Origin of the sequence: Edaphobacter flagellatus (assembly GCF_025264665.1) — a bacterium.
GTDB lineage: Bacteria > Acidobacteriota > Terriglobia > Terriglobales > Acidobacteriaceae > Edaphobacter > Edaphobacter flagellatus.
In genome coordinates this window covers 2389374-2412860 of record NZ_CP073697.1, presented here as the reverse complement: position 1 = coordinate 2412860, position 23487 = coordinate 2389374, and the positions used below count along the sequence as shown (strand labels likewise).

The 23487-nt window shown below is 58.0% G+C and carries 13 protein-coding genes; 10 read left to right on the top strand and 3 right to left on the bottom strand.

Translation table 11 applies throughout. The annotated features are described in order from the left end of the window. Window positions 1-134 precede the first annotated feature (134 nt). The 8 genes from KFE13_RS10025 (at window position 135) to KFE13_RS09990 (ending at window position 15026) form a co-directional block, all read left to right on the top strand. A complete protein-coding gene (locus KFE13_RS10025) occupies window positions 135-3497 on the top strand; it encodes a TonB-dependent receptor (RefSeq protein WP_260702975.1) in 3363 nt (1120 codons plus the stop codon). Between the two features lie 238 nt (window positions 3498-3735). Next, window positions 3736-7167: a carboxypeptidase-like regulatory domain-containing protein gene (locus tag KFE13_RS10020; RefSeq protein WP_260702974.1), complete on the top strand. Its 3432-nt coding sequence runs from the start codon at window positions 3736-3738 to the stop codon at window positions 7165-7167. A gap of 255 nt (window positions 7168-7422) precedes the next feature. After that, window positions 7423-9102: an energy transducer TonB gene (locus tag KFE13_RS10015; RefSeq protein ID WP_260702973.1), complete on the top strand. Its 1680-nt coding sequence runs from the start codon at window positions 7423-7425 to the stop codon at window positions 9100-9102. A gap of 151 nt (window positions 9103-9253) precedes the next feature. Next, window positions 9254-10138 (top strand): SPFH domain-containing protein, encoded by an 885-nt coding sequence (locus tag KFE13_RS10010; RefSeq protein WP_260702972.1) that lies wholly within the window; start codon window positions 9254-9256, stop codon window positions 10136-10138. 114 nt (window positions 10139-10252) lie between these two features. After that, window positions 10253-11137: a helix-turn-helix domain-containing protein gene (locus tag KFE13_RS10005; protein ID WP_260702971.1), complete on the top strand. Its 885-nt coding sequence runs from the start codon at window positions 10253-10255 to the stop codon at window positions 11135-11137. Window positions 11138-11246: 109 nt separating this feature from the next. Beyond that, window positions 11247-12257 carry an alpha/beta fold hydrolase gene (locus tag KFE13_RS10000; RefSeq protein ID WP_260702970.1) on the top strand — a complete coding sequence of 337 codons (1011 nt, stop codon included), beginning with the start codon at window positions 11247-11249 and terminating at the stop codon, window positions 12255-12257. Window positions 12258-13139: 882 nt separating this feature from the next. Then, entirely contained in the window at window positions 13140-13934 is a 795-nt protein-coding gene (locus KFE13_RS09995) for a hypothetical protein (RefSeq protein ID WP_260702969.1), read from the top strand. 171 nt (window positions 13935-14105) lie between these two features. Then, window positions 14106-15026: a helix-turn-helix domain-containing GNAT family N-acetyltransferase gene (locus tag KFE13_RS09990; RefSeq protein ID WP_260702968.1), complete on the top strand. Its 921-nt coding sequence runs from the start codon at window positions 14106-14108 to the stop codon at window positions 15024-15026. A 262-nt stretch (window positions 15027-15288) separates the two neighbouring features. Here the strand turns inward: KFE13_RS09990 and KFE13_RS09985 are convergent, their stop codons facing one another. From KFE13_RS09985 to KFE13_RS09975, 3 genes are all read right to left on the bottom strand, one after another. Continuing rightward, window positions 15289-16380 (bottom strand): glycoside hydrolase family 88/105 protein, encoded by a 1092-nt coding sequence (locus tag KFE13_RS09985; protein WP_260702967.1) that lies wholly within the window; start codon window positions 16378-16380, stop codon window positions 15289-15291. Window positions 16381-16469: 89 nt separating this feature from the next. Then, window positions 16470-16934, bottom strand: coding sequence for a VanZ family protein (locus KFE13_RS09980; protein ID WP_260702966.1), 465 nt, complete (start codon window positions 16932-16934; stop codon window positions 16470-16472). Window positions 16935-17177: 243 nt separating this feature from the next. Further along, complete coding sequence (locus tag KFE13_RS09975; protein ID WP_260702965.1) at window positions 17178-17936, bottom strand: PEP-CTERM sorting domain-containing protein; 759 nt, start codon at window positions 17934-17936, stop codon at window positions 17178-17180. Between the two features lie 269 nt (window positions 17937-18205). Here KFE13_RS09975 and mnmE point away from each other — a divergent pair, with 269 nt between their 5' ends. Next, window positions 18206-19567: a tRNA uridine-5-carboxymethylaminomethyl(34) synthesis GTPase MnmE gene (gene mnmE / locus KFE13_RS09970; RefSeq protein WP_260702964.1), complete on the top strand. Its 1362-nt coding sequence runs from the start codon at window positions 18206-18208 to the stop codon at window positions 19565-19567. 372 nt (window positions 19568-19939) lie between these two features. Then, complete coding sequence (locus tag KFE13_RS09965) at window positions 19940-23413, top strand: TonB-dependent receptor (RefSeq protein ID WP_260702963.1); 3474 nt, start codon at window positions 19940-19942, stop codon at window positions 23411-23413. The last annotated feature ends 74 nt before the right edge of the window (window positions 23414-23487 follow it).

Genomic DNA, 23487 nt, shown 5'->3' with positions numbered 1-23487 from the left:
ACCCTTCCGATAAAGGGCTGATCCGTGAGTTCATCACGGTGTGGGAAATCTGCACATTTACGGGAAACCCAAAAGACGCGAAAGCGGCTGCGCACCGATTTGCCGGGCAAGGACGTTTTCAGGAGACCAAAATCATGATCGAGAATCTGAAAAAAATCGTAGCGATCGCTTTGTTAAGTGGCACAGCCTGCCTCGCCGGTTATGCGCAGTCCACGACTCAGGGTGGAATCGCCGGAACGGTAACGGATGAATCCGATGCGGCGATTCCGAACGCCAAGGTAGTGATTCACAACAATGCGACCAATGCAGACGTGCAAGTGACGACGGACGGTTCTGGACTGTTTCGTGCGCCGCTGCTAGCGCCTGGCACGTATACCGTAACCTTCACGGGGCAGGGCTTCTCCGAGCGTCGCGAAAATGGTGTCATCGTTGAAGTCAACTCCGTTACAGCACTCAATCCTCACCTGAAAACCGGCGATGTCTCGCAAATGGTTGAGGTCACAGCCGAGGCACCGGTGCTGAACTTCGATTCGCCAGCTTATGGCGGTCATCTGTCGAATCATGAGATCGAGAACATTCCGATCAATAACCGCCGCTGGTCGGCCCTGGCGTTGACAACGCCCGGCGTGACGGCGAACTCGGACGGCTTTGGTTTGCTGAGCTTCCGTGCGATCAGCCCACTGTTGAATAACGTGCAGATCGACGGCGCCGACGACAACCAGGCGTTTTATTCCGAAGAGCGCGGACGTACACGTGCAGGTTATTCGACCTCGCAGGCGGCGGTCCGTGAGTTCCAGGTGAATACGGGCGTCTACTCGGCTGAGCTTGGCCGCGCAGTCGGCGGCGTGGTGAACTCGGTAACAAAGAGCGGCGGCAACACGCTGCATGGAGAGATTTACTTCTACAACCGCAATTCGAGCCGCTCGGCCTTCCAGCCCTTCGCGACGAACACAACATACAACTCGACTACCGGCCAGTACATTACCGCGCCGTACAAGCCAAAGGACAATCGCAACCAGTATGGGTTTGGCATTGGTGGCCCCCTCATCAAGGACCGGTTGTTCTGGTTCTATGCATTTGACCAGTTCAAGAGAAATTTCCCTGGTACGGCCAAAGCACTGAATCCTTCTTCGTTCTTTACGACACCGGACGCGAATCTGCCGGCCGGCTATTCCTGCAATCTTGCAACAGGTGCTGTGACGGGGTCTCCGGCAGCAAGCACGATCGACCAGCAGGCCTGCTTGCTGGCAGCGCGTTTGAAGTACAACAGCTACGCTGCGGGTGCTTCGGCATATAACCAGCAGTTGCAGGCTCTCCTTGGCGACCTCGGTCCGGTTCCGCGCCGTGGCGACCAAACCATCAATACACCGAAGCTCGACTGGCAGATCAATCAGAAGCAGCATCTGAGCGCTCTCTATCACCGCATGCGCTGGGATTCTCCCGGCGGAGTGCAGACGCAGGGAACCAATCCCTATGCGATCGATTCCTTTGGTACGGACTTCGTGAAGCTTGATTACGGCGTTGCGGTTCTCGAAAGCCTCTTTACTTCAAAGCTGAGCAACGAACTTCGCTATCAGTATGGCCGCGAGCTGAATAACGAAGGACTTCAGACTCCCAGTGCTTACACAAAGCAGAATCTGACTGGTGCGACCGGAGTTCCCACGTATGTGGCCCTGTTTACTTCGGCAGGCTTCAACATGGGTGCGCCGTACTACAGCTTCCGCTTCGCCTATCCTGATGAGCGTAAGTGGCAGATTGGCGATACGGCCAGCTACCTGTTGGGCAAGCACAACCTGAAGTTCGGTGGGGATGTTGTCCACAACTACGATCTCCAAAATAATCTCTATCAGGGCAATGGTTCCTACACCTACTCCAGCAGTATCGTGAACTACTTCAGCGATCTGTTAAGCAAGGGTGGCCGCACCTGCAACAATACGGGCAATGGTGTAGGTACCTATTCCTGCTACAACAGCTACTCGCAGGGCATAGGGCAGGCCATCTTCGATCTGTCTACGGTCGACTATGGCTTCTTTGTGCAGGACGACTGGAAGATTACGCCTACTCTTACTCTCAATCTCGGCGCGCGCTACGATTACGAGAGCCTTCCTGCTCCCTACAGCAATCTGACGACGATTCCGCAGACAACAAACCACCCAAGTGACAAGAACAACATTGCTCCCCGTGTTGGTTTTGCCTGGGACCCGTTTGGGGCGGGCAAGACGGTCGTTCGTGGCGGCTTCGGCTTCTATTACGGCCGCATCTTCAATGCATACCTGCTGAATACCTACTACCAGACCGGCTCGGCGAACAGCCAGGCAAGCTACAGCTTCACCCCAACCACGGCGTCTAACGGCACGGTCGTAGCACCGATATTCCCGCAGGTCGCGACGACGACTCCGCCGGCTGGCTCGGTAGGACCGAATGTCTACTATTTCGACAAGAACTTCCAGAATCCCTATGCTGAGCAGTTTGACTTGGCCGTGCAGCAAGAGATCGGTCACGGGACGGTGCTCTCGGTTAGCTACATCGGCGCGCTGGGCCGCGAGTTGGTGAACTACATCAACAGCAATCTGGATCCTACCAAAACGTATACCTTCAACTACACCGTAGGCGCTGGTACGAACGGAAGCTGCGGTCCATTGCAGTGCGGCACAATCCTGCCTGTGAAGATGTATTCGAACAAGACACAGACAGGTGCTTCGGCGAGCAACTACGCGTTCAACACGCCAAATCCTGCATATAACTCGATCACCAAGGTCGTGTCGAATGTCAACTCTAACTACCACGGGCTGACGTTCGAGGTGCAGAAGCGCGCATCCAAGTACATCAGCTTCGATGCTCACTATACCTGGGCACATGCGCTGGACTTCAACCAGTCGACAGCTACCCAGCCAAGCACCAACAACTGGTTCGATCCGTTTGCCAATGCGCGTTCAAATTACGCAAATTCAAGCAACGACATTCGTGGCCGGTTTGTTAGCTGGGCGGTGTTCAATGCTCCGGGAGTGTCTTCAGGAAGTCCGCTGAAGTGGTTGGCGAACGGCTGGTCATTGAAGCCGTATTTCCAGATGCAGTCCGGTTTGCCGTACACGCTCGGGATCACGGGTACCAATCCCAACCAGTGCTATAACAGCGGCTGTCTTGAGTCGTGGAGCTCGGGTCTCGGCGCAACAGGCGTTAGCTACATCCCACAGATCGGCCGCGCAACGTTCCGTCAGCCGCGCACCATCAACCTCGATATGCGTGCGCAGAAGACCTTCAATATTGCCGAAAAGTATAACCTCGAACTCATCGGTGAAGCTTTCAACCTGGCGAACCACCAGAATGTAACCGGAGTTAACACGACGGGCTACATTCTGAATACCTCGTCAACGAACCCGGCGAATCCAACTTCGACACTGGTCTACCAGCCGACGTTCGGGACGGTTTCGGCTGCCAACTCTAACAACTCCTATCAGGTGCGTCAGGTGCAGTTGGCGGTGCGGTTGACGTTCTAACCTGTTTCATCTCTATAAATGGGCGGTGGCTTCGGCTGCCGCCCCTTTTCTTTTGCGGTTCCTGAATCTGGATAGAGGCTTTCTTAAATCAAGCAACTTCGCTAATCTGCGGCTATCCTCTCATCTCACGCGGTCAAGAATTGCCGTTGTTTGTGTAGCTGTAAGGATCGGTCTCCACGTGCTTCCCCGTGGTCGTCGTGTGCAGAGCAGTATTCGACAGCATTTTTGCGGAGAAGGCATGTCCGGGTGTTTCTGGCGGGAGTTCGTTGCCGCCTGTGAAGAAGTGATCGAGCTGGGGCAGGCTATGCGCGTCATTGCCCGGCTTTGTTGGGCATTCTTCTTCGCGTGGACTTCCCTTTCGGCACTTCATGCGCAGGCTCCCGTTGACGGAACCATTCGCGGCATAGCAATGGATCAGGCCGCAGCGGCAGTAGCAGGAGCCGTAGTCGAGATTCGCGATGCAAGCCATGGCCTGCAATTTACGACGAAGTGTGATGCCAGGGGAGCCTTTCTGCTGGCGCATCTTCCCGTCGGCCAGTACAGCTTAACCCTCAGCGCGCCCGGCTTCGCCACGCTCACACTAAACAATATCGCCGTGGAAGCAGGCGGCACCGCTGGCGTCTCCATGCAACTGAAGGTTGCTGGTGTGCGTGAAGTTGTAACTGCGATCGACGATGATGAGGAAGGTATAGCCTCAATCGACCAGTCTGCCAGCGCAGCAGCATCGAGCGTTGTCGCTCAGGCAGATCTTGATGGACTGCCAGTAAGCGGAAGGCAGTGGCAGAGCTTTGCGCTGCTCGCTCCAGCAGCCAATGCAGGCGATGTCGATAGCGATCATCAACTCGTGAGCTTTCGTGGCTTGGCAGTAACACAGAACAGCACCAGCGTGGATGGCGTCGATGATAACGACAGCTTCCATTCCGTGGCACGCGCTGCGCAGACGACGGAAAACGAAGAGAGTGCAGACGGCGAAGCAGAAGTCAATCTCGGCGGCGCGCACGGAAGTGCGGCTTCGTGGAGACGCTCAGGCGCCGCATACTCTTTCTCGCAAGCTGCGGTGCGGGAGTTCCGCATCAATACACAGAACTACTCGGCGCTGTATGGCCACGGTGCAGGCGGAGCCATCGCCACCGTCACGAAGAGCGGCTCGAACACACTGCATGGCTCCGGATTTTATGTCGCTCGCACAAGCGCATGGGATGCATCGAATCCCTTCTCCATCGCAACTAGTTATCGCGATGGTGTGGTCGGCAACACGAATGTAAAACCGTCGGACCTCCGGCAACAATTTGGTGGTACGATCGGTGGGGCTGTCATTCGCGACAGGCTGTTTTACTTTTATGCATTCGACCAGCAGCGGCGCGGGTTTCCTGCCATATCATCCCCGGGTGATCCTAACTTTTATCTCCTTACGCCAACGCAAAAGGTGCTTCTGGCAAATCGTGGAGTTACCCCGGCGAAGATCAATAGTGCGCTCAACTATCTGAATAGTCTGACTGGCCCAGTGAACCGGCGCGACGACCAGACAATCCATTTCGTGAAGCTTGACTGGGCTGCCTCGGCACGCAATCGTGCCAGCGTGCAGTACAACCGTCTGCGCTCTGCTGTCCCTGCGGGTTTACGTGGAGCCCCTGTTGTCGATCGCGGTATCGCGAGTTTAGGCAACGGCAGCACAAGGCTGGATGCGGTTGCGGCTCGCTGGTTGTGGATGGGCTCCGCACATTTCACCAACGAACTTCGCGTGGCTTACGGGCACGAGCTGCGTAACGAGCAGGCCCAGACGCCTCTACCGCAGGAACCGGCAATCGGCGTTGGCGGCCTTGCACCTGAGATTGCCATCGGGCCCAGCGGACTGGCCTTCGGGACACCCGCCGGCGTTGGACGAGAGGCTTACCCAGACGAGCGCAGGCTTCAGCTCTCCGATACAGCGACATGGGCCTTTGGACACCATCTGCTGCTGGCAGGCTTGGATGTAAGCGTAATCCACGATCGTGTGAGCGCACTCGATAACAGAGTCGGTACATTTCGCTACGACAGCGGAGCAACCAGTGGACGTGCCGGCGGGCTGGTCGACTGGATCACCGACTACACCTTTCACGTAAACGCGTATTCCAACGGCGGCTGTCCGTCGATCAACGCGGCTGTGCATCTGTTCTGCTTTCGCTCCTATGCGCAGAGTTTTGGCGAGCAGGCCCTATCGTGGAAGACACAGGATTGGGCAGGCTTTGTGCAGGAGAACTGGCGGCCACGCGCAAATCTATCCGTAAATGCTGGCTTGCGATATGAATATGAGTTGTTCCCCTTGCCGCAGCGCCCTAATACCGCGCTCGATGCTGTCTTCGGCAACGTCGGCGCAACCAGCATCCTTCCTGAGGACCGCAATAACTTCGGTCCACGCATTGGCATAGCGTGGGCTCCATTTGGAGCAGGCCGCGGTGTCGTCCGTGTGGGCTATGGCGTCTACTACGGTCGCGTGCCGGGAGCGACTGTTCGCAGCGCACTCGTAAACACGGCACTGGACGCATCATCGACGCATATACGGTTCACTCCCAATACGGTGACAAATTGTCCGCAGGCAGCGAACCAGGGATTCGGGTATGTCTGCACCTATGTAGCTGCGCCTCCCGCAGCAATTGCGGGGACGACATCTGCGACTGTCTTTAGCAGGCGATTCCGCACGCCGATGGTGCAGCAGGGCTCGCTCAGTATGGAGCGCGGTGTTGGCGCAGGCGTGTTCATCAGCGCGACCTATCTGATGAACATCGACCGTCAGCTCTCCGGCTCAGTCGATATCAACATCGCGCCATCCACAACGACGAAGACGTTCCAGTTACAGGGCGGAACAAACCTTCCCGGCGTGCGCGACGGGGATACCTTCATCCTGCCTGTTTACACAGCACGCATCAATGACAGTTTTGGGCCGGTCACAGCGATTCTGTCGAATGTCAATGCAAGCTATAACGCGCTCGCAGTCGAGGCCAGGCGCCGCAGCCGTGCTGGTCTTGAGTTCCGCGCCGCGTTCACCTGGTCGAAGGCGATCGACGAAGGCCAGGCTATCGGCGCGACGCCGCGAACGAATGCACAGCTTGACCCTTTCACCATCGGGTACGACAAAGGACTATCGCGGCTCAATTTCCCTCACAAGCTTGTCGTAAGCGCAGTTTGGCAACCAAAGCTCAGAACGAGCGAACGCTGGCTTGCGCACGTAGCGAACGGTTGGACAGCCTCAGGCATCTTCTACGAAACCAGCGGGAGGCCATACAGCTATGAGATCTTCGGTGGGACACGTCTCACCGGTGGCCACGAAAGCATCAATGGTTCTGGAGGCGCGGTGTATCTGCCGACCGTCGGACGCAACACGTTACGCTTGCCAGATACGGCGCGGCTCGATCTGCGTATCGCACGTTCGCTCCGTATGACGGATCGTGTTCGCCTGCGCGGCACGGCGGAGGCATTCAATCTTTTCAATCGCGTGAACTACACCGGCGTGCAACAACGCGCCTTCCTTACCGGTACGTCGGCAGCGGGAGTGACCCCGCTTATCTTTCAGGATGCGGCGACCGTTGCTGCCGAGGGATTGAATGTTCGTCCATTCGGCGCATATACCGAGGCGGGAACAGCCACCGCAAGAGAGCGGCAGCTGCAGCTGGGACTTCATCTCGAGTTCTGAATCATCGCTCAGGCGACAGTCGAGCAGCGACCATTCGGGTATTTTTGAATAATATCCAGGAAGTTATTTCCCATGTACCGCGGAGGGTACGGGCTATCTGGCCGTGCTGCCGTAGATCGCAAAGGAAAACGTAGCAAAGACGCTCACTTTGCAACAATTCGGAGCATCAAAAAAGTACACTACCTGTGTGCGGTTGGCATCCGCGAAACAACGGGCCCTGTTGTATGAACGTTGTGGTAGGGGAGGTTTCCACGCATGGTGGAGCTGCAAAAAGCTGAACAGCGCGGGCAGGCCGTAAAGCGTCTGCGGTCGCTGTTCGATATGCATCGCGTCTCCTTCGGTGCCCCGGAGAATCTAAATGGTCTGCTGACGAGTCTGCACGACGACCGCCATTTCGCGATGGACTTCTGGTCTGTGATCGGCGCTTTGAGCGAAGACGAAGAAGCCCCACTTAACGATGAAGAGATGCTCGACACCGTCATCGAGAGTGCAACCGGAGTCGAATCCACATCGCTGCCGCAGGAGATGCAGCCGCAAGTCACCGAGCTGCGCCAGCTGCTCTCCGGCGTTGATATCGAACGTCCCGCCGAGCTGCCTGAAGCCATCGCCAAGCCGGATGACGACCTTCTTTCTCACGTGACGACGCTGCTTGAGAACACATTGGAGCCTGTTCACAATGATGCTGAGATTCGTGAAGCGCGTAAATCGCTCGGGGAGATTCTGGCACGGCTTGAACAGACGAGCCGCGAGCTGCGCGAACGTCTCGCACTGATCGATGCAAGAAATAAAGAGGCTGCTGCTTTATCCGCAGTAGCTGCGTCTCCCGCCGCAGACACGGCTGAACCAGAACCTGCACAAATGCCGCAGAGATTTGCGGCAGAGACGAAGGTGAGCATGACGCCTTCTTCGGCAGAGTCCATGCCGAAGCAGGAGGCGCCCACAGTACAGATACGCGGTGAACAACAATCACTCCCGATGACTCCGCAGATGGCACCTGCATCTGTTAGCGAACGCGTCGTCCATTCAGCAGTTCCTGCTATGCCGCCTGCAGCGGCCAGTCAGGCAGAGGTCTTCGCCCCGCGTCCAGCGCACACGCTTTCGCAGCGCGGGCTGTCCGTTCCCGATCCTGAGGACGATCCCTCCATACCCACACCGCTTGCCAACTATTCTGACCTGGAGAAACAATCTTCAGGCGCGCGTTACGGCATTGCGGCGCTCGTGATTGCCGTTCTCGGCATCGCGAGCTTCTTCGGCGCACGTACAGAGAAAGGCCACGCGTTATTAAGTAACGCAACGGCATCGCTCTCTTCATGGACTGAAGGTACGAAGCAGCGGGTGGGTGTGCTGAAACAAGAAGCGACCCCGCAGACACCGCCGCCGTCCTCGGAAAACAACAGCACGGTCACTCCCGCTCCAGCCCAAAATACACCAACGCAGGAACAAGCTCCCAGGCAGGATCAGGCAGGGACGCCACCCGTTGCCAGCTCAAACGTGCCAACGCAACCTCGGCAGCTGGCACCTGTTGCATCGCATGCAAACGTTACGCCGCCCACGAAGGCTCCGCTGCCACCGAAAAAGCAGGAGAACCATGCTGGGCCACTTGTTGTGGCCAAGGCGCACGTTACAGAACCGCTTCTTCCCTCGGGGAGTGCGGTGCATGTTCCAGCCGCAGCAATGGCGAGACATTTAATTGCTTCGCGTGTTCCTGTGTATCCGCCATCGGCCAAGGCGCAGGATATTGAAGGCCCCGTTGTAATGGATGTTCTCATCTCCGAGAGTGGGTTCGTAAAGAGCGTGCGCGCTGTTGATGGAGACAAGCATCTACGCGCCGCTGCCGAAGAGGCCGTTTCGAAGTGGAGATACATTCCGTATCTACAGAATGGGAGACCGGTCGAGGTCGTCACCACCGTGCGGCTCGACTTCCGCCTGCCATAACCGCGATATCGGTACACTTACGGTTGCAGCTCATGTATCCTCCGAGCACTGCACGTTTGCGAATCTTCTTGTTCCGAGGCGCCTTGTGGATGCTCAGAATACATTTCTGCTGATAGTCCTGATAATCGTTGCGATCTTCGTTCTTGTGTCCGTGCTCAAGACATTGTTTATCGTGCGCACGTACACCGCAGGCGTGGTCGAGCGGTTTGGCAAGTTCAACCGAATTCTGCGGCCCGGCCTGCATATGCTGGTTCCCTTTGCCGAGCGCGCCTTTATCGTCGATCTGCAGGTGAAGCAGGCACAGTTCTCCGTGGAGACGAAGACGCACGACAATGTCTTCGTACAGATTCCGGTAAGCGTGCAGTATCAGGTGCTTGAAGACCGCATCTTCGATGCCTTCTATAAGCTCTCGAGCCCGCAGAAGCAGATCGAAAGCTTTGTCTTCAACTCGATTCTCGGGCATGTGCCGAAGCTCTCGCTCGACGAGACGTTCGAGCAGCAATCCGGCATCTCGGTTGCGGTTAAGACGGAGCTGGACTCGATCATGTCGGGCTTCGGCTTCAACATCCTCACCGCGCTGGTCACCGACATCATCCCCGATGTGAAGGTGAAGACTGCAATGAACGACATCAATGCCGCGCAACGAGCCCAGGTGGCCGCGCAGGCGCGTGGTGAGGCAGAGAAGATCCTCAAAGTGAAGCAGGCCGAAGCCGAAGCAGCCTCGAAGGCTCTACAGGGACAAGGCATCGCGGCGGAGCGTCAGGCAATCATCGACGGCCTGCGCTCGTCGATCGAACACTTCCGCGAGTCCGTGCCGGGCGCGACGGCTGAAGACGTGATGGCGTTGGTATTGCTGACGCAGTACTTCGACACGCTGAAAGACGTCGGCACGCGGTCGGGCACGAACACGCTGTTTCTACCCAGCAACCCTGGAGCAGCCAACGATTTCCTGGTGCAGATTCTTGCTGGACTTCGTAGTACCAGCGCGACGGCAGGTGCGTCGCGCTCGGTTGCGGCGCCTCCGCCGACGCCTTAGCGATTTTGTGATGAATCGGAGCGACCTTCTGCGCTGCACAGCATCTGGTTGAGATAGCTTTGCTGTTATGAACTGCGTGAAGCTGCAGTCCAAGGTGCGTGGAGGTGAAGATCGATGAGTCGAGCGAACGATCTTTCGCAGGGACGCGTTCACGCACAACAGGGAACTGCGGACGGATTCGCCGTGCAGCTGCGCAGCGACACGAGCGGCGTTCTGGAAGTCGGCGAATATCCGAACGCGCTGGTGTCGATCCACATCGGCCGTGCTGCGCGCATGTCGTGCCTTCGCGCTGGATTCAGTCACACGGGCTCGGCGGTTCACGGTGACATAGACATCATTCCCGCGGGCGTTCCTTCGCGCTGGGAGATGCATGATGAGAACGATCGCGCGGTGCTGATGAGCATTCCGGTCACGATGCTCGATAGTGTTGCTGAGGAGAACGGCTATCGCGCGCAGAAGGTGGAGTTGCGCAATCGCTTTATGACGCGCGATCGCCAGCTTGAGTCGATTGGCTGGGCGATGAAGAGCGAGCTGGAGATGGGCTCGCCTTCAGGTTCGCTGTATCTCGATGGGCTTGCTCTGTCTGCTGTCGCTAGGCTGGTTGCGGGCCACAGCTCGGTGACCATCGAAGAGCCACGACGCGGCGGTCTGGACGGAAGGCGCCTGAAACGGACGCTGGAGTTTATTGAGGCGCATCTTGCGGAAGATCTTTCGCTGATGCGTCTGGCTCGTGTTGCCGATATGAGTGTCTCGCACTTCCGCGCGGGCTTTCGCGAGTCGGTCGGCGCGGCGGTCCATCAGTACGTGATCGAGCGCAGGGTGGAGCGCGCGAAGTCGCTGCTGATGCGTGAGGGCGAGACGATTGCGGATATCGCGCTGGCTGCGGGCTTTACGCATCAGAGCCATCTGGCGCGGCACATGCAGCGCTCGACGGGATTTTCTCCGCTGGAGATGCGTCGCATCTTTGCGGAGCGTATGAGTCTCGATCTGAGTCTCTGAATTTTTCCATCACTTTGTGCTCTTCTTCAGCAGCGCGTGTGCGACGCTGCGCTTTGATCTCGCGAGAATCGTCTCTGTGGTTGCTCAATTCGAGTGAACGGAGATGAAGATGATGAGGCGAGAATTTATTCGTGATGCATTTGGTTTTGCGACAGCGTCGTTGATGGCTGAGGCTGCTTACGGTGCGGTCGTGCAGAAGCCGGGCAAGTTCAGCGGGTCGTCGTCCGGAGCGCCGCCGATGGCTGCTTCCTCAACGATCGATGTGGCGGAGTTCCATCGCATGCGACAGTTCGCCGATCTTCCGATGGGTCGCATCGCGTACGTTGAGCGCGGGCATGGACCGGTTGCGTTGTTCCTGCATGGCTTTCCGCTGAACGGCTATCAGTGGCGCGGCGCGCTGGAGCGGCTGAGCGGGCATCGCCGGTGTATTGCGGCGGACTTTATGGGTCTCGGCTACTCCGAGGTTGCGGCGGATGCGGATGTCTCGTCGGCAGCTCAGGTGAAGATGCTGGCTGCGTTGCTCGATCACCTGAAGATCGACGAGGTGGATCTGGTGGCGAACGATTCGGGCGGAATGATTGCACAGCTTTTTGGGGTGCATCATGGTTCGCGTGTGCGGTCGCTGCTGATCACCAACTGCGATGTGGATACGAACAGTCCTCCGCCTGCGTTTTTGCCGGTGATCAACCTGGCGAAGCAGCCGGGCGTTGCGGACAAGTTTGTCGCGCCGCAGCTTGCGGACAAGAACTTCGCGCGGACGGACAAGGGAATCGGTGTCGCGTATACGCATCCAGCACAGCTGACGGATGCGACGATCGATTGCTACTTCGCTCCGCTGGTCAGCTCGGCGGCGCGCAAGGAGCAGTTCAGCCGGTATCTGCTGGGCTTCGACGCGAACCCGCTGGTGCCGATCCGCGAGGAGCTGAAGGCGTTCAACAAACCGACGCGCATCGTGTGGGCGACGGCGGACGTCTTCTTCGGCGTCGAGTGGGCCGAGTGGCTCGACCGGACGCTGCCGGGCTCGTGCGGCGTGCGTCGGCTGGAAGACACGAAGCTCTTCTTCCCGGAGGAGATGCCGGAGGTGATCGCGGAGGAGGCAGTAAAGTTGTGGGGAGTGTAGGACGGCTCCACTCCCCTCCCCCCCGTTTTCGCGCAAAATATTCATTCGATAAGGCTTAGGCTCGTACCGAATTTGCAAAATCTTGAATCAACATGATTTAGATGTCAAAATATTGATTTATAAAGAGTTAGCCCCGGCTTTATGGCCGGGGCTTTTGTTTACTGATTTAAGTGTAGCGAAATGAGGGAAACTCATCGGCAGATTTTTGTGGGTTTATTTGCTTTGGAATGAGGGAGTTGCGATTTTTGGGGGCTTGACAGAGTTTTCGCTCAAGCTGGCTGGGGGTCGTTTCGCCTCCGGCTTCACTCCAGCCTTCGGCAGAGCGGTGGCCGCTTCGCGGCGGCTGATTGAGAGGGTCAAGCCTGAAGGCTTGGCGTACCTAGAGGCGGTTCGCGCTTTGTGCGCGAATGCCTCCACCCTTGTCGCGATGAAGCTGCTGCACGAATGCCACCACCCTTGTCGCGATGAAGCCGCTGCGCGAATGATTCACCACCCATGTTGCGATGAAGCTGCGCTATGAGTGGGACTCCCGCTTTGTTGGAGTGGTGTACCTGTTTTGGTGGCTGGGAGGGGGCCGCTTTGGTGCGCGATGGATGGGCGCTCGTCGTATGCACCTTGCTGGAACGTCATGAAGGGGAGCTGTTTTAGTGGTGGCCGGAGGTTTTGCGATCCCGCCTTAGCTCGCCAGCGAAGATGGGCACCCGCTTTCATGGCTGAGAGAGGCTCCGTCTGGGTGCGCCATGAATGGGCATAAGGCAAATATTTTCTGATTCATCTTGACTTCACTCCCTCGTTGCCCTATTACAAGGGTGTCCCCCCCAACAGTGTCCCCAAAATCAATTCGAACCAGGCGAGGCGCGCATGCAGAGATACGTTTCGTGTTTGACGCTGGTACTTGTCTTTTCAACCGGTTGCCATTATCGGCTGGTGAAGGCCAATAACAACAACTTTCCCATTTTTGTTGACGGAGATGAGATTACGCAGTGTCGGAATCTCATCGCACAATACCGTGCAACGGCCCCAACGAAGGAACAGCGGAACGACTTGCAGATGCGCCTGAAAACCATCTCTGATAGTCACTATCGAACGCTTCGTGACGGCCTCAACAAGAACAGGAACAGCCTGACCTTTGGAGCGGAGGTTACAGGGGCTACGCTGAGTGCTGTCTCCGCATTGATTGGCGATGTGGATACGAAGTCAATCCTCTCGACCGCCTCAACCCTGGTCCAGTCCACGAAAACCAGTATCGACAATCAATTTTTCCAACAGCAATCGGCCGCAGCGATCATCGCCAAAATGGATGCGTCGAGAGATGCAGAGTTTGTCATCATCAAAACAAATGAATTGCAGGAGATTTCTGGATATGGGTTGGAAGCTGCACTGAATGACTCGTTAGCCTATGACCAGGTGGGCACCATACAATCTGCGCTTGTGTCTCTTGCTACGGATGCTGCTCAACAGAGCCATACCAATAAACTTGCCTTACAGTCACTCCGACTTGGGGGGCATTCTCTTGAGGAGATGAGCAAGGCTGTTGAGGAACGAGTCAAACCGGCTCAGCCGGACGATCGACTTCCCGAAGTGCATCATCCGCAAGATACGCATCCGCCTGCTGAGGGGCAACCCGCGATCGAGAATATTCCTGAGCCGCATCCACAACTGCAGCCGCATCCCTAAAACGCCTGTATTTCCCTCTGCTACGGGCTTGTAAATGCCACACGCTTCTGTCGTGAGGATGGGGCAATGCGGGATTTCTGAACTGCCCGGGGCTTCTCTTGGTTAGGGAGAAAAATAGAAGGCCACGCTAATTAGTTGCCAAAAGCAAATAATTTTCTCTATGCTTGCTCTATGACTTCTGGATCGGGTTTGGCTGGGGTTGACAATGCGGTTCTGGCGGTGCGGGAGTTCAATCGCTTCTATACGGCTCGGCTGGGGTTGTTGCGGAGGCAGCATCTGGATGGCGAGTTTTCGCTGACGGAGGCGCGTCTGCTTTATGAGATTGGTGCGGGCGAGCGAGTGACGGCTTCGGCGCTGCGTGCTCAGTTGGGGCTGGATGCCGGGTACATCAGCCGGCTGCTGGCTGCGCTGACGAAACAGGGGCTGGTGGCGCAGGCGGTGTCGGAGCGCGATGGCCGGGAGAGGCTGCTGACGCTGACGGCGGTGGGCGAGGGGAAGGTGGCGGAGTTGAATGCGCGGTCATCGGAGGAGATTCGCGGGATGCTGGAGCCGTTGCGTGTGGAGGAGCGTGCTGCGTTGCTGGGGTCGTTGAATAAGGTGCGTTCTCTTCTGAATACGGATGGTGCGCGTGATAAGAGGACTGCGGTGCGCGTGGTTCGGCTGGAGGCTCTGACGGAGGATGCGCTGGAGCTGCTGGTGGAGTACTACGAGGCGGTGCAGGTGGTGGTGCGCGATGGGCCGGAGGAGATGGCGAAGATGCTCGCCGACGATGCAGCGGGGATGTGGCTGGCGTACCTGGGCGAGAGGCCGGTGGGGTGCGTGGTGCTGCGGCGGTTGGAGTCGGTTGTGCGGGCCGGGGAGTGCAAGCGACTGTATGTGCGTCCTAAGGCGCGTGGGCTGGGGATTGCCGATGCATTGATGGATGCCGAGGAGGCGTATGCGCGCAGCAAGGGGCTGGAGTGGGTCTATCTGGACAGCCACGATGGGCTGAAGGCCGCGATTGCGCTGTATCGGCGACGCGGGTATGTGGACTGTGAGCGGTATAACGAAAATCCGCAGGCTACGGTGTTTTTGCGGAAGCGGGTGGGGTGATGCAGGGTTCGCGCTTTCGCGCGAATGTCTCACCCATGCCGCAATGAAGCTGCGTCATGTGTGGGGCACCCGGCGGTGGTGGCTGGGATGCGAAATGCGGGGGTTCCTCGGCTCGCTGCGCTCGCTCGGAATGACACCCTTCTTTTAGAGTCGTGGGATATTTGTGTGCAAATAAAACCGGAGGCAGATTCCCTCTGCCTCCGGTTTGTTTTCAGCTCGGATTGAACTTTCGACTTTTGCGTTTACATCATGCCTCTGCGTTTTACTTCACGCCTGCGCTGATGAGGGCGTCGGCGGACCAGAGGACGGGGGCTTGTCCGTGGAAGTCGCCGGTGCGGCGTTTGCGCTGGTAGTAGTACTCGAGTGAGTCCTTTTTGCCGGTGCCTTCGCAGACCTGGGTGACGTCGTGGTTCTGGTCGACGTAGCCGACGACGGCGATCCATGCCTTGCGTGCGGCGGGGCCGTAGGTGGCGGCGTCGAGCCAGCCGTGTTTGACTCCCATAATCATGCCGTAGGCGAACATGGCGGAGGAGGAGCTTTCGGGCCAGGCGTCGTCCTTGTCGATCAGCTCGCGCCACATGCCGTCCTTGCCCTGGTACTTGAGCAGCGAGGACATCATGAGCTTGTAGCCCTTCATGATGCGTGCGCGGTCGGGGTGATTTTCGGGCAGCTCGCTGAGCATCTCGGCCATGCCGGCGGAGACCCAGCCATCGCCGCGTCCCCAGAAGTATTTGACGTCGGGTGCGTGGTAGAAGAGGCCGTTGGGCTGCTGGAGCTTGTCGAGGTAAGCGACCATCTCGTGCGCGTCGCGGTCGAGGTACTTCTTGTCGCCAGTGGCGCGGTAGGCCTCGAGCTGCAGCATGGTGAGCATGTACATGTCGTCGATCCAGAAGCGGGTCTCGGCGGAGAGGCCGTCGGGCTGCGGGTTCTCCCACTGGCGGTCGGCCCACCAGAGGCCTTCTTTGAGGAACTTGTCGTCCCTGGTCTGGCGCGCGATCTCGAGCGGTGCGACGCCGAAGATGGAGTCGTCGACATGGCGGCGCTGGGGACGGCGCTCAGCTTCGGCTCCGCCGGGCATCAGGGGTTCGAAGCGCTTGATGAGCGCGTCGCGCAGAGCGTCGTCGTGGGTGAGAGCGGCGAAGCGAAGCGCGCCGTACCAGGTGCAGATCTCGGAGTAGTGGATGGTCTTGGTGTACTGATGCGGGCTGGTGACGAAGTGGTCGGCCAGCTGTTTGCCGACCTCCTGCGGGCTGGTGCCTGCGGGCCAGTTGGAGAAGTAGTCCTGCTGTGCATTGGCGGCTGCGAAGGAGCCGAGGAGCAGGCAGCCGAAGAGCATGAGATTCAGACGCATCATTGCCTCGTGAGTTTTGGATAAGCTTTTGACGGCGTGGTCATTCTATAGAAGTGGACAGACCACTGGATAGGGGCGAGTACGGCGGATATCTAGGATGACCTCAAATGAGGCCGCATTCGTTGCACGAAAAGGACAAATATCCAGTAGCCGATCATGACGCCGATTGCATTCAGGAGTATGTCGTCAACGTCGAATATGCCCACGCGGAACACGACCTCCATTCCCTCCATGACAAGACCAACGCCAACCGCCAGAGCGAGTGACTTTTGCCACGTCATCTTTCGATAGATGAAGGGAACCAGAAATCCGATTGGAACAAACGGAACGATATTCCCGGCCAGATTCACGATTGCAATCAAGTGATTTCCTCGTCCGCTGAGAAAAGGCCGGATGGTCTTGAACGGGACGAAGTTGGCAGGACCGGTATGGGTGCCGCTGAACTTGAACTTCAGATGTCCGATGTGAATGATGGGTATGGCTTTGAACACCACGAATTTGATCAAAAGCGCGCCATAGGCAATGAGAGCAAACGCTGAGAACAAACGCTTCCACATAAGGAAAGGCCTAACCAACCCTCTTCAACAGTGCTGGAGACTCGCAGAATAAACTATGCAACACCTCTGCGTCAGTTGTTGGAGACCTCGGCGGCTCAGCTGCATTCAAAATGAGTTGCGCTCGGCGCGGCTGCAACCGCTCCCTTAAGAAAAACAGGTTTTTCGAGACGTCCTCAGAAGGTGAAAGGGAGGAACAACGGGTGTCCCTCCCTCTGGGTGGATGAACTCGGATGGAGCGCCGAGTTAGTTCTTCACGAAGCGGCGGCGGAGTTGTGCGGCTGCTCCGACGAGGCCGGTGCCGAGCATGAGGAAGGTGCTGGGCTCCGGGGTGACTCCGGTGGGCGGCGTGACGACGGGGCCGGTGCCGACGTTGATGACGGAGCCGTCGAGTCCCTGGGTGAAGTCGTAGTACTGGTCGCCGGGGGTGAGGTCCTTAATGCGGAAGTCGATCTTGCCGCTGGTGAGCGAGTTGAAGAGCGCAGCGAGCAGAGCGGGGTCGGTGGAGGAGAACCAGCCGGTGCCGAGGATGTCGTTGCCGAAGCCGAGGCCGCTGGAGTAGACGGTGGTGCCGGTTCCGTTGGTCTCTTCGGTGGAGACGCTGGAGAAGTTGCCGAAGTTGAGGTCGTTGACCAGCAGGAAGTTCTGGTTGTAGTCGAAGTTGCCGGCCTGGTTGTCGCCATCGTAAAGCGTGATGCGGAAGGAGGCAGAGGAGATGCCGCCCCCGAGCTCGGAGACGATGGAGGAGTCAAAGCCGTTCTGCGTGCCGAAGAGAAGCGGGTAGGCGGAGGAGTCGGGGAAGCCGATGTATTCGGTACTGGCGGCGACCTGGCTGACGATGCGGTTTCCGTTGGCTCCCTTGAGGTCGGCAACGATGCCGCCGACGGCGGTGACGCCGGAGGGCAGAGCGCCCCCGGTGGGCGAGGTGATGGTAAGAGGCGTAGCCAGGGCGGCAGGCACGATCATGCCCATGGCCAGGACTGAGGCAAAGAAGTGGGACTTCATTTGAAAGAGCTCCTTGCTCGGATGAAATGGTTCGCAGAAAGGTGGGAAGGGCCCGAAGGTGGGGCTTTGTAGTTTTGTTTCTCCGGATCAATGCATTTCAATCGCCAAACCGCGCTGCGTGAACACTTAGCTCGAAAGCGCGGGGCTGAGGGCGATTGCGCAGAAAAGTGCAGAGGGATTGAGGAGGAAACTTCACTTGGAAAGCCCTGTGGAAGATGAGGGAAACAGGGGGTGGCGTTTTATCCTAAGGCTCGGTGGTTGTTTCGGTTATGGGCGAAGGTCAGAGCAACGACACGATTGTGGCGATTGCGACTCCTGCGGGACGCGGTGGGATCGGCGTGGTGCGGCTGTCGGGGCCGGAGGCGCGTTCGATTGCCGAGCCGATGGTGCGTCTGCGGCATCCGCTGGCTGCAGGACGAGCACGGTTTGGCGAGGTGGTGGACGCCGCAACGGGCGAGGTACTGGACGAGGCGGTGGTGACGTTCTTCGCGGGGCCGCACTCGTACACAGCCGAGGATGTGGTGGAGATTGCGGCGCATGGCTCCCCGGTGCTGCTGGAGTATCTGGTACGGCAGTCGATTGCAGCGGGCGCTCGGCTGGCGGAGCCGGGCGAGTTTACGGAGCGCGCGTTTCTTGCGGGAAGGCTGGACCTGACGCAGGCTGAGGCGGTGCGCGATCTGATCGAGGCTTCGACGCTGAACCAGGCGCGGGTGGCGGCGCGGCAGCTGGGAGGTGCGCTGTCGCGGCAGGTGGCTCCGGTGAAGGAGCGGCTGGTGGCGTTGATTGCGGGTCTTGAGGCGGGAGTGGACTTCGCCGAGGACGATATTGAGACGATGCCTGCGGAAGAGATTGCGGAGCGCATTGCGGCGGTGGAGGCTCCGCTGCGCGGGCTGGAGCGCGGCTTTGAGTATGGCCGCATCGTCCATGACGGGCTGCGGCTGGCGATTGTAGGCAGGCCGAATGCGGGCAAGTCGTCGCTGTTCAACCGGCTGGTGGAACGCGATCGGGCGATTGTGACGGCGACTCCGGGAACGACGCGCGATCTTGTAACAGAGAGAGTTGCAATTGGAGGAATCCCTATCGAGCTGATCGACACGGCGGGCCTGCGGGAGTCGACAGACGAGGCAGAGACGATCGGCATTGCGAAGTCGCGCGAGGCGATGGCAGATGCGGACCTGGTGCTGCTGGTGGTGGACGCTTCGGCTCAGGTGCACGCAGAGGATGCGAAGGCCCTGGCGGCGATGGCGGGGCGTCCCGTACTGGTGGCGGCGAACAAGGCGGATCTGGGCGGGGATGCCGCTGCACTCGAAGATGCGCGTCGTGTTGTGCGAACGTCAGCGTTGACTGGCGAAGGGGTTGCCGAGCTGCGCGATGCGATCGTCGAGATGTCGGGTGCAGCGGCTCCTGAGCAGGATACGGCTCTGGTGACGAATCTGCGTCAGAGGCAGGCGGTGACGCGCGCGCTCGAAGGGCTGGAGAGGGCGAAGACGACAAGTGAGGCAGGCATTCCGCACGAGATGATTCTGGTGGATCTGTATGAGTCGCTGACGGCACTCGACAGCCTGACCGGAACGACGACGGCGGAGGATATTCTGCGTCTGATCTTCTCGAGGTTCTGTATCGGAAAGTAGCGGTCGTTGCTGGCGCATAGGATGCGGAGGCCGATGCTGCGATATGCCAATTTGTAACAAACCCTATTCATTCGAAAGCGGTTTCGGCTTTTGTTCAGATCGGCCGCTCGGATTTGTTGAAGCAGCGCAAATTTTCGGACAGTGTGCCGGACGTTTATCAACATTTCATCTTTTCGCGCAAGCCTCACATAGGACTCACTTAGCGAGAGGTCGGGACCATACCAAGTAAGGTTCACCAATACATAAGTGCTTGACAGTCTATGCTGTGTTTTTCTAAAAAGGGGGGCCAAAAGATTGGCACCTTCACCGGTAACGTAACCAGAAAATTGCAGTAAACCGTTCACATAGCAACAACAACTCCGGAGGCCCGAGTTGAAACAATTCAAATATGTACTGTTCGCGATCCTGACCATCGCGGGCGCGCTATTCGTCAGTTCGTCCGCGCTTGCACAAGACACCTCTTCCCTCTCCGGTACGGTTACCGATTCATCGGGTGCCGTCGTTCCCAAGGCCAACCTCACGGTAACGAATCAGGCGACGCATAGTGAGATTCATGCGACGAGCAATGAGGGCGGCAGCTTCACCATCACGAACCTCCCCCCGGGTACCTACAACCTGAAGGCGGAGGCCACCGGGTTCCAGACGACCGAACTCAACGGCGTGCAGGTCGACCCGAACATTGGTCGCCGTGTCGACCTCACGATGAAGGTCGGTGATACCGCCACCTCGATCACGGTCGAAGCGAATGCCAACACGGTACAGACGGAGAGCGGCGCGGTAGGCCAGCTGATTGCGCAGGAGCAGGTGAAGAACATCCAGCTAAACGGACGTAACCCACTCTACCTCGCACAGATGGAACCGGGTGTTGTGCGCTCGAACTCGATGGCGGCGTTTGCCTTCGGTCTGGACAACGGCATCAACGTCAACGGTGCGCGCTCGCAGGAGAGCGTGATCACATTCGACGGCGCTCCGATGGTGCGTACGCGTTCCAACGGCACCAGCGTCGGCGTGGCCGATGTGGATTCGACCTCGCAGATCCAGGTGCTGACAACCAGCTATCCGGCTGAGTATGGCCGCACCAATGGCGGACAGATCCGCATGGTGCCCAAGAGTGGCTCGTCGCAGTTCCACGGCAGCGCCTATGAGTATTTCCGCAACAGCGCGTTGAATGCAAACCTGTGGAAGAACAACTTCTCCGGCGTCGCGCGCGGCGCTTTTCGTTATAACCAGTTTGGGTGGAACCTGAATGGCCCGGTCTTCTTCCCCGGCTTCAATAAGAACCACGACAAGCTCTTCTTCCTCGTCGGCCAGGAGTGGGTGAAGTACAACCATGCCGACATCGCGACACAGTTTACCCCGACGGCATTGATGCGCACCGGCAACTTCAGCGAGTTGCTGGGCTCGAATATCTTTTACAAAACACCAGTGCAGCTTTACAAGCCGAATACAAATAACACCGTGGCGTATGCCGGCAACATCATCCCTGCATCGGATCTGAGCGCCAATGGTCTTGGGTTGCTGAAGGCCTATCCATTGCCCAACACCAGCGCACCGCAATACAACTGGATCGATTCAGCGCTTTACACTGAACGCCAGCGTAAGGATTCGGTCGTTGTCGACTATGTCCCGACGGATCGTCATCACCTCCGGTTCAGCATGCTGAACTACAACTACGACGACTACGAGCCGCACTTCGGCAACTTCAATACGAATCCACGTATCTTCCATCGCCCCAACCAGATCGGTGTCTTGCACTGGAACTGGACCATCAGCCCCACCTGGGTCAACGATGCGTTCGTTTCCGCAGCCGCTGACCACGTCACGATCGGAATTGATACCTCGTCGGGTCTGTCGGACCGTACGAAGTACGGCATCAATTATCCGTATTTGTTTGGCGCAGCAACCAAGGTTGTACCTAATAAAATTCCGACCATCCAGATTGCGAACTTCGGCACGCTGGACGGCGGACCGTACCCGTCGCGCTCCGGGGGTATCGTCTACGATGCAGGCGACAATGTCACCAAGGTCTGGGGACGACACACCATCAAGTTCGGCTTCCAGTGGGAGTACGCCGGCGAGAACAACTACGACCAGATCAGCGTCGACAACACGCGGCCTGGAACCACGAACAATCAGAACGGCCTGTTCAACTTTACCGACGGCCAAGCGAGCACGTCTGGGGCGGCTATTGCCAACGTGGCTCTTGGCTTCTTCAATACCTATGGCGAGATTGGAACCCGCTCCTACACGCTGTTCCGCGGCAACATGTACAGCATGTACGGACAAGATCAGTGGCGTGTGAACTCGAAGCTGGTGCTGGAGTATGGCATCCGCTACGACATCATGCAGTCGTACCATGCGTTGTGGGGCAATCAGTCGTTCTTCAATCCCAGCGTCTATAACCCTGCTCTCGCTCCTGCTGTCGATTCCAAGACGGGCTACCTCACCGGAGGCGACGCCTACAACGGTGTTGTTATTCCCGGCAGCGGCTTCCCCAGCTCAGCCAAGGGCCACGTCCCCGACGCTATTCTCAACGGCAACTTCCAGCGCCTCTTCCGCGGGTTCGACTCCAACTACTCGCCGACGGTCTATTCGAACATCCAGCCGCGTGTAGGTTTTGCTTATCAGATCGATCCCTACACGGTGATTCGTGCTGGCGGTGGCCGCTATGTACAGCGTCTGGGTATCAGCGACACGGTGCACGTTGGCGGCAATGCTCCGTTCCAGCCGTCTTCGACGGTGACCAACGGCAACGTGGATACACCTGGCGGTAACGGTGTGAACCAGCTTCCGCTGGCCTTCAACTCGCACGCGTACAAGTACCCCAGCCCCGAGGCATGGGGATGGAACGTGACGGTGGAACATGAGTTCTCCAACGTGGCTGTCTTCACGCTGAGCTACGTCGGCCGCCGCGGCTACCACCTGGAGCAGCTGGCCAACATCAACCAGCTTCCCATCGGTACGGTCGCTCCCGGGACACCAAATCTCATCAACAAGGTCAACCCCGACTCGTTGCGTCCTTACAAGGGCTTCTCGACCATCATCGAGGCCCAGAACGCAGGCGGAGCCTTCTATCACTCGTTGCAGGCCAACCTGAAGCGCCGTCTTACCAAGGGGCTGCTCTTCGGTGCGGCGTATACCTGGTCCAAGAGCCTCGACTATGGTTCGTCAAACGGTACTAACATCGTCGATGCGTTCAACAATGCGCGCATGTATGGTCCCAGCGATTTCGATACGCGTCACGTGCTCGTGCTCAATTACGTGTACGACATCGGTCTTGCCAACCACATGAGCAATGTCTTTGGTCGCACCTTCCTCGGCAACTGGCAGTTCTCCGGAACCATCCAGGCGCAGACAGGTCGTCCGCAGAACGTCACGCAGACTACTGATTACGCTGGAGTTGGTCCAGGATCCGGCAGCCAGTTTTCGGTTGTATCCAAAAATCCCCGGCTGCCTCACCAGTTCGCTGGCGGCACGGGCGTTGGACAATGGTTTGAGGCAACCACGTGCCCAAACTTCAATAACCCCACGGCCGCCAATCGGACTGTTGGTACCTGGTGCTCACCCCTGCCTGGCACCTATGCTCCTCGTGGCATGCGGGGCCTGATCTATGGCCCCGGCTTCAACAGCTTCTCAGCTGCGTTGCAGAAAGAGTTCCACATTATCCCAAGCCACGAAAATCACATGCTGGTCTTCAAGGCAGAGGGTTTCAATTATCTGAACCATCCGAACCTGGATAACCCCAATACGAATCCGACCAGCAGTGCCTTTGGTCAGGTCACGTCGAAGGGCAGCACCTACGCTTCGGAGCGTCAGTTCCAATTCAGCCTTCGCTACGCCTTCTAAGGGAAAGCGAAGTCTTTGGGATTAGTAAAGCCCGGCTCGATGTTTTGAGCCGGGCTCTTTTTGTTTCTGTGCGT

What these genes read in the sequence shown, in the direction of transcription:
- KFE13_RS09975 (WP_260702965.1), bottom strand. Translation starts at nt 17,936, where the DNA reads ATGAAGTCCCACTTCTTTGCCTCAGTCCTGGCCATGGGCATGATCGTG.
- KFE13_RS10015 (WP_260702973.1), top strand. Translation starts at nt 7,423, where the DNA reads ATGGTGGAGCTGCAAAAAGCTGAACAGCGCGGGCAGGCCGTAAAGCGT.
- KFE13_RS10020 (WP_260702974.1), top strand. Translation starts at nt 3,736, where the DNA reads ATGTCCGGGTGTTTCTGGCGGGAGTTCGTTGCCGCCTGTGAAGAAGTG.
- KFE13_RS10000 (WP_260702970.1), top strand. Translation starts at nt 11,247, where the DNA reads ATGATGAGGCGAGAATTTATTCGTGATGCATTTGGTTTTGCGACAGCG.
- KFE13_RS10025 (WP_260702975.1), top strand. Translation starts at nt 135, where the DNA reads ATGATCGAGAATCTGAAAAAAATCGTAGCGATCGCTTTGTTAAGTGGC.
- KFE13_RS09990 (WP_260702968.1), top strand. Translation starts at nt 14,106, where the DNA reads ATGACTTCTGGATCGGGTTTGGCTGGGGTTGACAATGCGGTTCTGGCG.
- KFE13_RS10005 (WP_260702971.1), top strand. Translation starts at nt 10,253, where the DNA reads ATGAGTCGAGCGAACGATCTTTCGCAGGGACGCGTTCACGCACAACAG.
- KFE13_RS09980 (WP_260702966.1), bottom strand. Translation starts at nt 16,934, where the DNA reads ATGTGGAAGCGTTTGTTCTCAGCGTTTGCTCTCATTGCCTATGGCGCG.
- KFE13_RS09985 (WP_260702967.1), bottom strand. Translation starts at nt 16,380, where the DNA reads ATGATGCGTCTGAATCTCATGCTCTTCGGCTGCCTGCTCCTCGGCTCC.
- mnmE (WP_260702964.1), top strand. Translation starts at nt 18,206, where the DNA reads ATGGGCGAAGGTCAGAGCAACGACACGATTGTGGCGATTGCGACTCCT.